13 protein-coding genes are annotated in these 13,263 nt (G+C 63.2%); 11 read left to right on the top strand and 2 right to left on the bottom strand.

Features of this window, described 5'->3' with window-relative positions:
* The first annotated feature begins 168 nt into the window (after positions 1 to 168).
* A complete protein-coding gene (gene mgtA, locus AC19YY_RS19280) occupies positions 169 to 2,883 on the top strand; it encodes a magnesium-translocating P-type ATPase (protein WP_500604677.1) in 2,715 nt (904 codons plus the stop codon).
* 16 nt (positions 2,884 to 2,899) lie between these two features.
* Positions 2,900 to 3,628, top strand: coding sequence for a PA4824 family protein (locus AC19YY_RS19275; protein WP_500604676.1), 729 nt, complete (start codon positions 2,900 to 2,902; stop codon positions 3,626 to 3,628).
* A 1,048-nt stretch (positions 3,629 to 4,676) separates the two neighbouring features.
* On the opposite strand, the gene gspK is transcribed toward AC19YY_RS19275, so the two are convergent.
* On the bottom strand, positions 4,677 to 5,642 hold the full coding sequence (gene gspK, locus AC19YY_RS19270; protein ID WP_169955808.1) for a type II secretion system minor pseudopilin GspK: 966 nt from the start codon (positions 5,640 to 5,642) through the stop codon (positions 4,677 to 4,679).
* Positions 5,643 to 5,803: 161 nt separating this feature from the next.
* Between gspK and tatA the strand changes: the two genes are divergently transcribed.
* Genes tatA through tatC form a run of 3 tightly spaced genes read left to right on the top strand, consistent with a single transcriptional unit; the run spans position 5,804 to position 7,058 of the window.
* Complete coding sequence (gene tatA / locus AC19YY_RS19265; protein WP_500604675.1) at positions 5,804 to 6,019, top strand: twin-arginine translocase TatA/TatE family subunit; 216 nt, start codon at positions 5,804 to 5,806, stop codon at positions 6,017 to 6,019.
* On the top strand, positions 6,019 to 6,315 hold the full coding sequence (tatB, locus tag AC19YY_RS19260) for a Sec-independent protein translocase protein TatB (protein WP_500604674.1): 297 nt from the start codon (positions 6,019 to 6,021) through the stop codon (positions 6,313 to 6,315). The genes tatA and tatB overlap by 1 nt, the downstream gene beginning before the upstream one ends.
* Positions 6,312 to 7,058, top strand: coding sequence for a twin-arginine translocase subunit TatC (gene tatC, locus AC19YY_RS19255; RefSeq protein ID WP_500604673.1), 747 nt, complete (start codon positions 6,312 to 6,314; stop codon positions 7,056 to 7,058). Before tatB ends, tatC begins: the two co-directional genes overlap by 4 nt.
* Before the next feature lie 50 nt (positions 7,059 to 7,108).
* On the opposite strand, the gene AC19YY_RS19250 is transcribed toward tatC, so the two are convergent.
* Positions 7,109 to 7,561, bottom strand: a complete 453-nt coding sequence (locus tag AC19YY_RS19250; RefSeq protein ID WP_500604672.1) for an Lrp/AsnC family transcriptional regulator — start codon at positions 7,559 to 7,561, stop codon at positions 7,109 to 7,111.
* Between the two features lie 106 nt (positions 7,562 to 7,667).
* Between AC19YY_RS19250 and AC19YY_RS19245 the strand changes: the two genes are divergently transcribed.
* The 6 genes from AC19YY_RS19245 (at position 7,668) to AC19YY_RS19220 (ending at position 13,245) form a co-directional block, all read left to right on the top strand.
* Positions 7,668 to 8,285 (top strand): LysE family translocator, encoded by a 618-nt coding sequence (locus AC19YY_RS19245; protein ID WP_500604671.1) that lies wholly within the window; start codon positions 7,668 to 7,670, stop codon positions 8,283 to 8,285.
* 178 nt (positions 8,286 to 8,463) lie between these two features.
* Positions 8,464 to 8,976, top strand: coding sequence for a MarR family winged helix-turn-helix transcriptional regulator (locus AC19YY_RS19240; RefSeq protein WP_038441617.1), 513 nt, complete (start codon positions 8,464 to 8,466; stop codon positions 8,974 to 8,976).
* 50 nt (positions 8,977 to 9,026) lie between these two features.
* On the top strand, positions 9,027 to 9,956 hold the full coding sequence (locus tag AC19YY_RS19235; RefSeq protein ID WP_500604670.1) for a GNAT family N-acetyltransferase: 930 nt from the start codon (positions 9,027 to 9,029) through the stop codon (positions 9,954 to 9,956).
* Between the two features lie 34 nt (positions 9,957 to 9,990).
* Positions 9,991 to 10,857 carry a class I SAM-dependent methyltransferase gene (locus AC19YY_RS19230; RefSeq protein WP_169955802.1) on the top strand — a complete coding sequence of 289 codons (867 nt, stop codon included), beginning with the start codon at positions 9,991 to 9,993 and terminating at the stop codon, positions 10,855 to 10,857.
* Positions 10,847 to 12,484: an FAD-binding oxidoreductase gene (locus tag AC19YY_RS19225; protein WP_500604669.1), complete on the top strand. Its 1,638-nt coding sequence runs from the start codon at positions 10,847 to 10,849 to the stop codon at positions 12,482 to 12,484. The genes AC19YY_RS19230 and AC19YY_RS19225 overlap by 11 nt, the downstream gene beginning before the upstream one ends.
* Positions 12,481 to 13,245 carry a hypothetical protein gene (locus AC19YY_RS19220; RefSeq protein ID WP_169955800.1) on the top strand — a complete coding sequence of 255 codons (765 nt, stop codon included), beginning with the start codon at positions 12,481 to 12,483 and terminating at the stop codon, positions 13,243 to 13,245. Before AC19YY_RS19225 ends, AC19YY_RS19220 begins: the two co-directional genes overlap by 4 nt.
* Positions 13,246 to 13,263: the final 18 nt, after the last annotated feature.

Here is a 13,263-nt window from a genome sequence, read left to right as displayed (position 1 = left end):
AATTAACTGGCGTTCCTTGCGAACTAAGCCAGCCGTAGTTTTCTGCGCGCCCGTTAATTAACTCGCCTCGTTAAAGTTATTAGACCCGATCGCAAAAACTGCGACTCGGCGTGCCTGTGTTCGCCTGCCTGACGGCAAGTAACGGGTATGTCGACAGGAGTAAAAATCATGAGCGCCGTAAAAACCACGCAACTTGCAAACAAAAACAGCACCGCCCACGACAGCAAACTGTCGATGCGTGCCGCCCGCGAAGCGCAAAACGGCCTGGCAGCGACCCTGGCCAATGTCCGGGCGACCAAGGACGGCCTGACCGAACTGGATGCCAGCGCCCGCCTGCAACGCGAAGGCTATAACGAGGTGGCCCACGACAAGCCGCCCCACGCGGTGGTGCAGTTCCTCCAGGCCCTGAACAACCCGTTTATCTACGTACTGCTGACCCTCGCGGTGATCAGCTTTGTCACCGACTACTGGCTGCCGCTGCGCGCCGGTGAAGAAGTGGACCTGACCAAGGTCATTATCATCATGACCATGGTCGCCCTGAGCAGCCTGCTGCGCTTCTGGCAGGAACACCGCTCGGCAAAATCCGCCGAAGCCCTCAAGGCCATGGTACGCACCACCGCCAGCGTGCTGCGCCGCGAGCAGGTCGGCGCCAAGCCCACCCTGCGTGAAGTGCCGATGCGTGAACTGGTGGCCGGCGATATCGTGCAACTGTCGGCCGGCGACATGATCCCGGCCGACATCCGCCTGATCGAGTCCCGCGACCTGTTTATCAGCCAGGCCGTGCTGACCGGCGAAGCCTTGCCGGTAGAAAAGTACGACACCCTGGGCGACGTCACACAAAAATCCGCCACGCTTCAAGCGCCAGACCAGAGCAACCTGCTGGACCTGCCCAACATCTGCTTCATGGGTACCAACGTGGTCAGCGGCCGCGCCCGGGCGGTGGTCGTGGCGACCGGGCCGCGTACCTATTTCGGTTCGCTGGCCAAGGCCATCGTCGGTTCCCGGGTGCAAACCGCCTTTGACCGTGGGGTGAACAGCGTCAGCTGGCTGCTGATCCGCTTCATGCTGGTGATGGTGCCCATCGTGTTTTTCCTCAACGGCTTTACCAAGGGCGATTGGGGCGACGCGTTCCTGTTTGCCCTGGCGGTGGCCGTGGGGCTGACCCCGGAAATGCTGCCGATGATCGTCAGCGCCAACCTGGCCAAGGGTGCGAATGCCATGGCCAAGCGCAAAGTGGTGGTCAAGCGCCTCAACGCGATCCAGAACTTCGGTTCGATGGACGTGCTGTGCACCGACAAGACCGGCACCCTGACCCAGGACAAAATCATCCTCGAGCACCACGTCAACGCCTTCGGCCAGCGGGACGACCAGGTGCTGTCCCTGGCCTGGCTCAACAGCCATCACCAAAGCGGCATGAAGAACCTGATGGACCAGGCGGTGCTCGCGTTCTCCCAGCACAACCCCAAGTTCCAGGTGCCGTTTGCCTACAGCAAGGTCGATGAACTGCCCTTCGACTTTGTGCGCCGGCGCCTGTCGATTGTGGTCAAGGACAGCCACGGCGATCACCTGCTGGTGTGCAAGGGCGCCGTGGAAGAAATGCTCGGCATTGCCACCCATGTGATGGAAGGCGCTAGCGCCGTGGCCCTGGACGAGGGTCGTCGCCAGGAATTGCTGCGCACCGCCAACGAGTTCAACGAGGACGGTTTCCGCGTGCTGGTGGTGGCCACCCGCAATATTCCCAAGGCCCTGGCGCGCCAGCAGTACACTCCCGCCGATGAACGCAACCTGGTGATCCACGGTTTCCTGACCTTCCTCGATCCACCGAAGGAAACCGCCGGCCCGGCGATTGCCGCGCTGCAAGAGATCGGGGTCGCGGTCAAAGTGCTGACCGGCGATAACGCCGTGGTCACCCGCACCATCTGCCGCCAGGTCGGCCTGGAACCCGGCGAGCCACTGCTGGGTGTGGACATCGAAGCCATGGACGATGCCACCCTCAAGCAGCAGGTCGAACAACGCACGGTGTTCGCCAAGCTGACCCCGCTGCAAAAGTCCCGGGTGCTCAAGGCCTTGCAGTCCAATGGTCACACCGTGGGCTTCCTCGGCGACGGCATCAACGATGCACCCGCCCTGCGCGATGCCGACGTCGGCATCTCGGTGGACAGCGCGACCGATATTGCCAAGGAATCGGCCGACATCATCCTCCTGGAAAAGAGCCTGATGGTCCTCGAAGAAGGTGTGCTTAAAGGCCGCGAGACCTTCGGCAATATCATGAAGTACCTGAACATGACGGCCAGCTCCAACTTCGGCAACGTGTTCTCGGTGCTGGTGGCCAGTGCGTTCATTCCTTTCATGCCGATGCTGGCGATCCACCTGCTCCTGCAAAACCTGATGTACGACATCTCCCAACTGGCCCTGCCGTGGGACAAGATGGACAAGGAATACCTGGCCAAGCCACGCAAGTGGGACGCGCAGAACATCGGGCGCTTCATGATCTGGATCGGGCCGACCTCGTCGATCTTCGACATCACCACCTTTGCCCTGATGTGGTACGTGTTCTCGGCCAATAGTGTGGAAATGCAGACCCTGTTCCAGTCCGGTTGGTTCGTTGAAGGGCTGCTCTCCCAGACCCTGGTGGTGCACATGCTGCGCACCCGCAAGATCCCGTTCTTCCAGAGCACCGCCGCCTGGCCGGTGTTGCTGATGACCAGCCTGGTCATCGCCCTGGGGATCTATGTGCCCTTCTCGCCCCTGGGCACGATCGTGGGTCTGCAACCGTTGCCGTGGGCGTACTTCCCTTGGCTGGTCGGCACCTTGCTCGCCTACTGCTGCGTGGCACAACTGATGAAGACGATCTACATCCGCCGCTTCAAGCAGTGGTACTGAGCCGGAGCATAATCCCATGCACAAACACACCTTCCTGGCTGCCTTCGAGTGGCTGCCGGCGTCGCGGCAACGAGCGCTGCGCCGCAACCTGGTCTTTATCGGCGCGACCCTGGCCGTTGGCCTGGTGTCCAAGGCGTTCGCCGCAGGCGGTTCCTACGTGGTCGATGATGGCGCCATCAACGCCCCCGGCGAATGCAATATCGACGCCGGCTACGCCCGTTCAACACAGCGCACCACGCTCTCTACAGCCTGTACGTCGAGGGCGTTGCCCAGCTTGCAATGGGGCGCGGCCCTCGAGGATGACCCTGAGCAGACCCAACTCAGCCCGCAACTCAAGGGGTCATTGTGGGCCTGGCAGGATGCGGGCGTGGAGATCGCCTGGGCGGCGGCGGCGCATATCGCGCTGGATCGCCGGCATCCGTTCGACGGCGCCGACCTGGGCCTGCCGCTGACCTGGCAAGCGTTCGAGACACTGAGCTTGAACCTCAATGCCGGCTGGGCCCATGCCTATGACAATGGCGAACAAAACCACCGACTGACCTGGGGCACAGGCCTGGAATACCGCTTGGCGGACTCATTGACGCTATTGGCAGAACGCTATGGCCAGCAAGGCGGCGACCAGGCCTGGCAAGCCGGGCCGCGAGTGCATCTGGGTCAGCAAGTGGATGTAGACCTGGTGGTCGGGCACAACCTGACCGGGGATCGCGACCGCTGGCTGACGACGGGGGCTACCCTGCGGTTCTGAAACATGGGAGGGAAATCAATGTAGGAGCTGTCTCGCCCAGCGAGGCTGCGATAGCGGCGGCATGGCTGGCATTGATGTTGGCTGAGCCACCGCTATCGCAGCCTCGCTAAAGCTCGACAGCTCCTACAGGGTTCATCGGGGTTTGCGGGATCTGCGGACCCTTGACGCTGGCGGCCTACAGCGACCACGCCATGCCAGCCGAGCAAAAATAATGTAGGAGCTGTCGAGCCCCGGCGAGGCTGCGATGGCGGCGGTATGGCTGGCATTGATGTTGGCTGAGCCACCGCTATCGCAGCCTCGCTGGGGCTCGACAGCTCCTACAGGGTTCATCGGGATTTGCGGGATCTGCGGATCCTTGACGCTGGCGGCCTACAGCGAACACGTCATGCCTGCTGGGCAAAAATAATGTAGGAGCTGTCGAGCCCCAGCGAGGCTGCGATGGCGGCGGTATGGCTGGCATTGATGTTGGCTGAGCCACCGCTATCGCAGCCTCGCCGGGGCTCGACAGCTCCTACAGGGTTCATCGGGGTTTGCGGGATCTGCGGACCCTTGACGCTGGCGGCCTACAGCGAACACGTCATGCCAGCCGGGCAAAAATAATGTAGGAGCTGTCGAGCCCCGGCGAGGCGGCGATGGCGGCGGCATGGCTGGCATTGATGTTGGCTGGGCCACCGCTATCGCCGCCTCGCTAAAGCTCGACAGCTCCTACAGGGTTCATCGGGGTTTGCGGGATCTGCGGAGCCTTGACGCTGGCGACCTACAGCGAACACGTCATGCCAACCGAGCAAAAATAATGTAGGAGCTGTCGAGCCCCAGCGAGGCTGCGATGGCGGCGGCATGGCTGGCATTGATGTTGGCTGGGCCACCGCTTTCGCAGCCTCGCTAAAGCTCGACAGCTCCCACAGGGTTCATGCTGCACTCAAAATCTACAACCGGGCAGATCCATGGGGGAGCTTGCCTGCGACAGCGGTCTACCAGCCGGCAAAAATGGTAACTGCACCACCGTCATCGCGGGCAAGCCAACGCCTACACTGCCTGGGCTATCGCGCTATAACGGCAAAGGCTCCCGCGAGCGCAGTAACATGCCCTGCGCCGGCACTCGCGCATGCCATTTCACCACGCCCTGCGCTTCGACACGGTACTGGCTGCGAAACCGCTGGCCATCCAGGTCGATGTCCAGTTGCAGCAGGAAGTGGTCACCATTGAGCTGCAGACCTTCGCTCAAACGCTCAAACATCGCGTCATCCATCGCCCCCAGCGCCTGGCGCAGTTCGCCTGCATCGCGATAGCCCCCCGCCGGGCGGGCGCTGACCAGGCGGGTCAGCACCGAACGCGACACTTCGCCCTCGTACAACGCATCCAGCAGCGGCAGCATTTCCAGGTTCAGCGCATTGGCGTTCAGGCGCCAGCCGGCGGTCTCGTCCAGGCTGCATAGCTGCGGGTAGCGCAACGCCCGCAGTGGGTCGGGCAGCGCCAGCAGGTTCAGCTCGCTGATATCGCGCATGCGTTGATTGGCCGCCAAGCGCGGTGGCGACTGGCGCAGGTATTCGTTGCTTTCGGCACCTTGCAGGCGGGTCTGCTGGTCGGCGTCGAGCCAGTCGGCCAGGGTCTGGGCCAGGCGTTCGGCGGCCATGTCCGCTCCCAGCAAATGCACCAACTGACGCTGGGCACGCTCGGCTTCAGGGCCGATCAGCGCGTTGACGTTGAAGCAGGTGTGCAGGTCGCGAATCTGAATGCTCGCCTTGCCCCCCTTGAAGTCATAAGCCAGCGGCTGCCCGCGCATGGCCTGCCAGAACAACGGGCTGGCGCGCCACAACGGGTCTTGCAGGGCCTGCTCGGTAAAGGCCAGCGCCGCCCGCTCGATCGCCCGCGCCTGCACGCGCTGCTGCACCAGACGCACGCTGTCGACCTGCTGGCGCCCCTGCTCGACCATCCAGGCCATGCCGCCCGCCAGCATCGCCAGGGCCACCAGCACCATCAACAACGCCGCCCCCTGCTGCCGATTTCTGTCCATTGCCCAGCCACCTTTTATGTAGATCCTGGCGACAGTCAACACAGTGGATGTTTCAACCAGGTGGCAGGCTCATACAATTCCCGCAAAAACGTCACCGCGCCGTCATAAAGCCTCGGCAAACTGCGCCTTCATATTTCAAATCAATGGCTTGGAGTGGCGTTATGGGTAGTATAGGGATTTGGCAACTGGTCATCGTGCTGCTGATCGTGGTGATGCTGTTCGGCACCCGGCGCCTCAAGGGCCTGGGCAGTGATGTGGGTGAGGCCATCAAGGGCTTTCGCTCCTCCATGGGCAACGAGCCCGGCGCCCAGGCGGCGCAAAAGACCAGCCTTGAGGTGCAAGGCGAACCTCAGCGACCTGCAGACAGCAAACACTGATGTTCGATATCGGGTTTAGCGAACTGCTGCTGGTGGGCCTGGTGGCCCTGCTGGTGCTGGGCCCCGAACGCCTGCCGATTGCCGCGCGCAATGCCGGGCTGTGGCTGGGCCGGGCCAAGCGGGCGATGAATACGCTCAAGGCCCAGGTCACCCAGGAACTGGACCACGAGCACCTGTTGCAAAGCATCGACCAGCAACCCTTGCGGCAACTGGAGCAGCAACTGCGCGACGGTATCCGCCTGGAGTCCCCGCCGCCGCCAGCCACCACCACCTCCCCAGGACAACCTGCCCCATGAGCGACCTGCCCTTGCCTGCCCCGCGCCTGTCGGTGACCGGCCACCTGACCCGGCTGCGCTCGTGCCTGGTGCGCTGCGTCCTGGCGATCCTCCTGGTGTTTTGCGCGTTGTTCCCCTTTGCGCAGCAGCTCTACAGTTTCGTCTCGCAGCCGTTGCGCGATTTCCTGCCCAGCGGCGCAACCATGATTGCCACCGGGGTGACCTCGCCGTTTCTGGCGCCGCTCAAGCTGACCATGATGATCGCCCTGTTCATCAGCATGCCGCTGTTGCTGCACCAGGCCTGGGGCATGATCGCGCCAGCGGTGTACCGCCAGGAACGCCGCACCGCCGCCTGGCTGCTGGCCGCCAGCGTAGTGCTGTTTTACGCGGGCATGGCGTTTGCGTTTTTCCTGGTGTTCCCGATGATGTTCGGTTTTTTTACCAGCGTGACCCCGGACGGCGTGGCGATGATGACCGATATCGCCCTGTACCTGGACTTCATCCTCGCGCTGTTGCTGGCGTTCGGCTTGGCCTTTGAAATCCCGGTGGCCACCTTCTTGGTGATCTGGGCCGGGATTACCGATGTCCAGACCCTGCAAAAGAGCCGGCCCTATGTGATCGTCGGCTGCTTTGTGGTGGGCATGCTGCTGACCCCGCCCGATGTGTTTTCGCAAACCATGCTGGCGGTGCCGATGTGGATTCTGTTCGAGCTGGGGCTGCTGGCCAGCCGGTCGGTGAGCAAGCCGCGCACCGAGGTGACGTAGGGGCCTCACGGCGCATGGGAGCGCCGCACCAATGAGGCGCTACGCCATGATCACAACGGTAGCGGACGGTCCTGGATCACCCGTTTCATCACCAGGGTCGAAGTCAGGCGCTGCACGTTGGGCAGTGTCGACAGGCTCTCATCGTAGAGCCGTTGAAAGGCCGGCAGATCCTGGGTGATCACATGCAGCAGGTAATCCGGCTCGCCGAACAGGCGCTGGGCATCCACTACCTGGGCAATTTCCAGCAGCGCCGCTTCAAAGGCCGCCACTGCGGGCCGGTCGCCTTCGCGCAGGGTGACAAAGACTATTGCCGAGAAGTTCAGGCCGACTGCGCCGGGGTCCAGCAAGGCGCGGTAGCCGAGCAGCACCCCGGACTCCTCCAGGGCCTTGACCCGTCGATGGCACGGGGAAAGGCTCAGCCCCACACGGTCGGCAAGCTCGGTGACCGACAGGCGCCCGTCTTTTTGCAGCTCGCAGAGAATCTTTCGATCAATTCGGTCCACTTAGAAGATTCTCCCAATTCAAGGCCTTGTGCCAGGTATCTTTGAAAGCAAATTCTAACTGCATTTCATTATTCTTCCTGCACATTCCTACAGGGAGAACGAAACAATGACGTGGACCGCTGTGCTTGCCTTTTGGGCAGTGTCGATTCTGTTTGTGCTGACGCCCGGCGCCGATTGGGCCTACGCGATTGCGGCGGGCTTGAAGGGGCGCAGGGTCATCCCCGCAGTGGCTGGGCTGCTGTGCGGCCACTTACTTGCCACCCTGGTCGTGGCGGGCGGCGTGGGTAGCCTGGTGACCCGTCACCCTGCTGCGCTGTCAGTGCTGACGGTTGCCGGGGCCGGCTACTTGCTGTGGCTCGGCATCAATATGCTGGCCCACCCTGCCACACCCCATGCGCACGCCAGCCGGGAGGCCAATAGCTGGCAGCGCTGGATGCTCAAGGGGTTGTGCATCAGTGGGCTGAACCCCAAGGTTTTCCTGCTGTTCCTCGCGCTGTTGCCCCAGTTCACCGAGCCTGGCGCCACCTGGCCGGTGTCGCTGCAGATGGTGCTGCTAGGGCTGATTCATACCCTCAGCTGTGCGGTGGTCTACCTGCTAGTGGGGTTTGGCGCGCAGGCCGTGTTGCAGGCACGTCCGGTTACCGCGCGCTATGTCAGCGGCGTTTCGGGCGCGGCAATGATCGTGATTGCCGGGGTGCTGCTCGGCGAAGAACTCCTCGGTTGAGCGCGGTCAGTAGTTGCCGGCCACTGACAATGCTCGCCCCAAAACTGGCATCCGCCTCGAACATACTCACTGTGGTTTTGCACCACAAACCTTGCCGATCGAAGCGCCCTGCCCCGTGCTTGCAACGAAGAATAAACAAAATGTTGACTTAGTAAGGCGCCAAGATAAACTGCGCCTTATGAATATTTTAGAGAACAAACACCACATCATGCTGCGCGAGCTTGACGGGGTGCCAGCCGAGGTCAGGGACAGCGTCAAGCTGTGCTTCGAGCTGCTGTCGGCTGCGGCCGCGATCAATCGTGTGTGTGCCATCCGCCTGGCCCGCTACAACCTGTCGGAGGGCCGCTTCGTCATCATGCTCACCCTCAAGAGCGCCGGCGGGAAACTGTCGCCACTGGAATTGGCGACGCGCCTGTCGATCACCACCGGCACCGTGACCGGCTTGCTCGATGGCCTGCAGGGCGACGGCTTTATCAAGCGCAAGACCGACCCTACCGACCGGCGCAAGCTGATCATCAGCCTGACCGCCGACGGTAAGCGCGTGGTCGATGAGGTGTTTGCCGAACACACCGATTGGATCAGCGGCATCATCCAGGGCTTGAGCCTTGAACAGCGCCAGGCGTTGTCCGAGTCGATCTATTGCATCTCGGCCAGCCACGCGCTGTCCCAGCAACTACCGGATGGGCATTAGGCCCGGGCGTCAATTGCTTCAATCGCGGTAGTCACACAAGGAGGTGTTTGATGCTGCACAGTCAACGAGTGATGACCAATTTCGGCAGGAAGCCACGCATTCACAGTGGCGTCGATGTCATCCGCCACAGCATGGTTTCCCTGGAGCGCTACATTCCCCCGGCGCTGTATCGGCGCCTGTTTATCCAGCGTATCGCCCGCCATCCCCTGGCCATCGAAGGCTTTGAGTTTCGCCCGGTGCAAAGCCTGTTCGAACTCGAAGAGGCGTTGCGCCTGGTCAACGACAGCTATGCGCGGCGCGGTATCTCTACGGTGTGCCGGGCCGGCATGCGCTTTTGCGCGTTTCATCTGCTGCCCAGCACTACCACCTTCGTGGCGATCAAGGACCGACAGATCGTCGGCACGGTGTCGTTGATCGAAGACTCCATGCTCGGCCTGCCCCTGGAAGAGGTGCATGGCAATGAGGTGGTGCTGCAACGCCTGGCGGGCGGGCGGCTGGCCGAGGTCGGCACCCTGGCCGTGGCCGCCGGGTATCGCGGCAAGGGTGTGCCGTTGATGCTCTACAACGCGATGTTTCGCTGGGCCATGCATTTTCGCGGGGTGCAGCGGCTGCTGATCGCCGTGCACCCACGGGCGGGGGCGTTTTATCGCAATGTGCTGTTCTTCTCGCCCATGGGCCGGGTGCAGCCCTACACCAAGCTCAACAACGCCTTGTCGCTGCCCCTGTCGCTGGACCTGGGCGATGCGCCGGCGATATTCCAGCAGGCCTATCAGCGTCCCTCCCTGGGGTTTGCCGTGGAAGGCCAGCGCACGCACTTCTTCGATTTTTTCTGCCGCAGCGACTACGCCCACATCCGCCTGCCCGCCACCGGCAGCGTACGCCACTGGGACGCGCACGAAGTGCTGACCCATATGGCCCGCTGCGGCGTGCATGGCCGCAACCTGTCGCCACGGATCCAGCGGGCGCTGGCCCTGGCGTAAGCACGTTCAAACGTCATTTCATGGAGGAAGCAGTATGGACAGCGGATTGCTGCGCGCGATATTCAGAGAAATAACGATCAAGCAGCCCTTCGAGCGTATACCCGAGCCTGCGTTGGTCATGGAACAGCAGCAGAGTGTGGCGTCCTACGCCGACAGCGCCGCCCAGGGCCAGGCCTTGTCCGGCACCCACCTTTATCACTGTGCGCAGATGTGCGCGCTGATCAAGCCCGGCGACGTGGTGCTGGACATCGGCTGCGGCCCGGCGGCCCTGTTGCTGCAAGTGGCACGGCTCAACCCACGGGCCGAATTCATCGGCATGGACCTGTCGCAGAATATGCTGGAGGTGGCCCGTGAAGCGTGCCACCAGCAAGGCATCGACAACGTCCAGCTGATTGCAGATGACATGACCCGGCTCGCCACGATCGCTGACCGCAGCGTGGATGTGGTGATCTCGTCGATGGCCCTGCATCACCTGGAAAACCTCGGCCAGTTGGAAGGCACTTTTCGCAATATCTCCCGGGTGCTGCGCAATGACCGGGCGATCTACCTGAATGACTTCGGGCGCCTGAAAACCATCGAGTCCGTCGACTACTTTGTCGAGCGCGCCAGCGACGGCGCAGACGCCGAAACCCTGCTGGACTACCGCAATTCGCTGCTGGCCGCGTTCTCCCTGGAGGAATTCCAGACCCTGGCCGCCAGCTACCTGGGCCCTTGCGCCAAGGTCTACAGCACCGCGTTCAGCCCGTTGATGATGGTGATCCGCACGCCCAAGCGCCGTTGCGTCAGGGTGCTCAAACCCGAGTTCCGCCGCCGCTACAGTGCGCTGCCCGCCAGTCGCCAGGCGGATGTGAACCAGCTGCGCCTGTTCCTGCGCCTCGGAGGCTTGGCCAGTGCCTTTTGAATCCGCCCACCTGACGCTCGCCCAGCAGCAGTGGCGCGAGGTGCTCGGTGACGCGGGGGTGCGCGTCGACGCGGCAAGCATCGAGCGCTTCCAGCAAGACACCATGTGCTCCGCCGCGTATGCCAGGGTGGTGATTGCGCCACGCTGCACCGAGCAAGTTTCGGCGTGCATGGCGATCGCCCGGCGCTATGGAGTTGCCGTGCACCCGATCAGCACCGGGCACAACTGGGGCTACGGCACCGCTTCGACCACCGACGCCCGCTGCGTGCTGATGGACTTGAGCGCAATGAACCGGATTCTGGCGTTCGATGAGGCGCTGTCGGTGGTGACCCTGGAGCCTGGGGTGACCCAGGGCGACCTCGCTCGCTACCTGCAGGAGCACAACCTGCCCTGGATGACGCCAGTCACCGGCGCCGGCCCGACCTGCAGCGTGCTCGGCAATGCCCTTGAGCGTGGCTTCGGCATCACCCCCCATACCGACCATTTCCAGGCGGTACTGGGCCTTGAAGCGGTGCTGGCAGACGGAACCTTGTACCGCTCGCCCATGGCCCTGGGAGGCAGCGCGCCCTGTTTCAAATGGGGTGTGGGGCCGTACCTCGACGGCCTGTTCAGCCAGAGCGGGCTGGGCGTGGTGACGCAAATGTCGATTGCCCTGGTGCGCAAGCCCGAGGTTATCCAGCCGTTTTACTTCTGGGTGGATGAAGAACAAGGGCTGGAAGCAGCCCTGGCGGGTATCAAGCGCATGCTTGACCTGGCCCCCGGGCAGATCGGCGGCATCAACCTGATGAACCGTACGCGGCTGCTGACCATGGCCAGTGAAGACACCCAGGTGGTGGGCATGAGCGAAGAACAGCAACGGGCCGCCGCCGATGCCCTGGGCCTGCCCGCGTGGATGGGCGTGGGTTCGATCTATTGCCAGAAGGCGCAGCACGCCTCGCTCAAACGCATGATCAGCATTGAGCTTGAGCCCTTCGCCAGCAAATCGCTGTTCAAGACCCGGGGCCAATTGACTGCGGCACGGCGCCTGCTGGGGTATCTGCCCGGTGGCTGGTCCCGGCGCTGGCAACTGACCCTGGGCAAAATGCTGCAAGGCATCGACCTGATGGAAGGCCAGCCCAGCGAAGTGGCCTTGCCGCTGGCCTACACCGCCGGCGCCAAGCCGCTGCCGGATGCGCCGCTGAACCCGGCACGGGATAACTGCGGGCTGATCTGGTACGCGCCGATCCTGCCGCTCAAGACCCAGGAAGTCGCCGACTTTGTGCGCACCCTGCACCGCCGGTGCCGCCAACAGCAAATGCCTTGCCCGGTGACGCTGACCAGCCTGTCGAGCCGTGCCATTGACTGCACCGTGCCGCTGCTGTTCGACCGCACGCACGCCCAGGCCTCGGCCCGTGCCCACGAGTGCTATCGCCAGCTGTTTGCCGAAGGCAAGGCGCTGGGTGTGTTGCCGTATCGCGTGCCCGCCAGCTTCATGCACCTGTTGACTGACTCCCAGGGGCCCGCCTGGCAACTTGGGGCGCGGATCAAGGCGGCACTGGATCCCGACAACCTGCTTTCCCCGGGGCGCTATTGCGCCGCCAGCCCAACACCTGAACAGCCCACGACCGCGTCGGTGGTATCGATATGAGTGAAGAACGCAAAGACCTGATTGACCAGGGCCGCCTGGCCACGCGCAACCTGGGCGAATGCCTGGCCGTTGACCAGGTGGCGCTGGCGCGCGCCATTGCCCCGCAGTTGGAGCCTACCCTGGCCCAAACACTGCTCGGCGCAGCCCAGGCCAGCCAGGCGCTGGGCATTTCCAAGAAAGTCGCCGGCCTGGGCCTGGCGCTGGGGCAGTGGCTGGAAAGCACCGCCCTGCCCTTGCGCGAGCAGACCTGGCGCCTGCTGCTGGAGCATCCTTCGGACACCGTGCGCAGTTGGGCGGCCTTCGCCAACGCTTATTGCGAACGCCACAGCGAGCTGGAACAGGCCTTGCTGAGCCAGTTCCAGTTCGCCACCGACCCGCACTTTGGGGTGCGCGAATGGGCCTGGATTGCCTTGCGACCGCTGCTGGCCCAGGACCTGGCGGCGGCGCTGGTGCTACTACGCGGCCATGCCCGTAGCGACGACCCGCTGATCCGCCGTTTCTGCGTGGAAATCCTGCGCCCGCGCGGGGTTTGGTGCGAACACATCGCCCAACTCAAGAGCGAGCCGCAAATCGCCGAGCCACTGCTGATTGCCATGCTCGATGAAACCGACAAATACGCCCAGGACTCGGTGGCCAACTGGATCAACGACGCCAGCAAGACCCGCCCGGACTGGGTGCGGGATTTGTTCGAGCGCTACCCACCCAGCGGCAAAGCCGCCAGCAGGATTTTTACCCGGGCTACCCGCAGCCTCTCTCAATAGCCGTGAACAGGAGTCACC

This window comes from Pseudomonas sp. MF09156, assembly GCF_059862305.1.
This window is presented reverse-complemented; position numbering and strand designations above follow the sequence as displayed.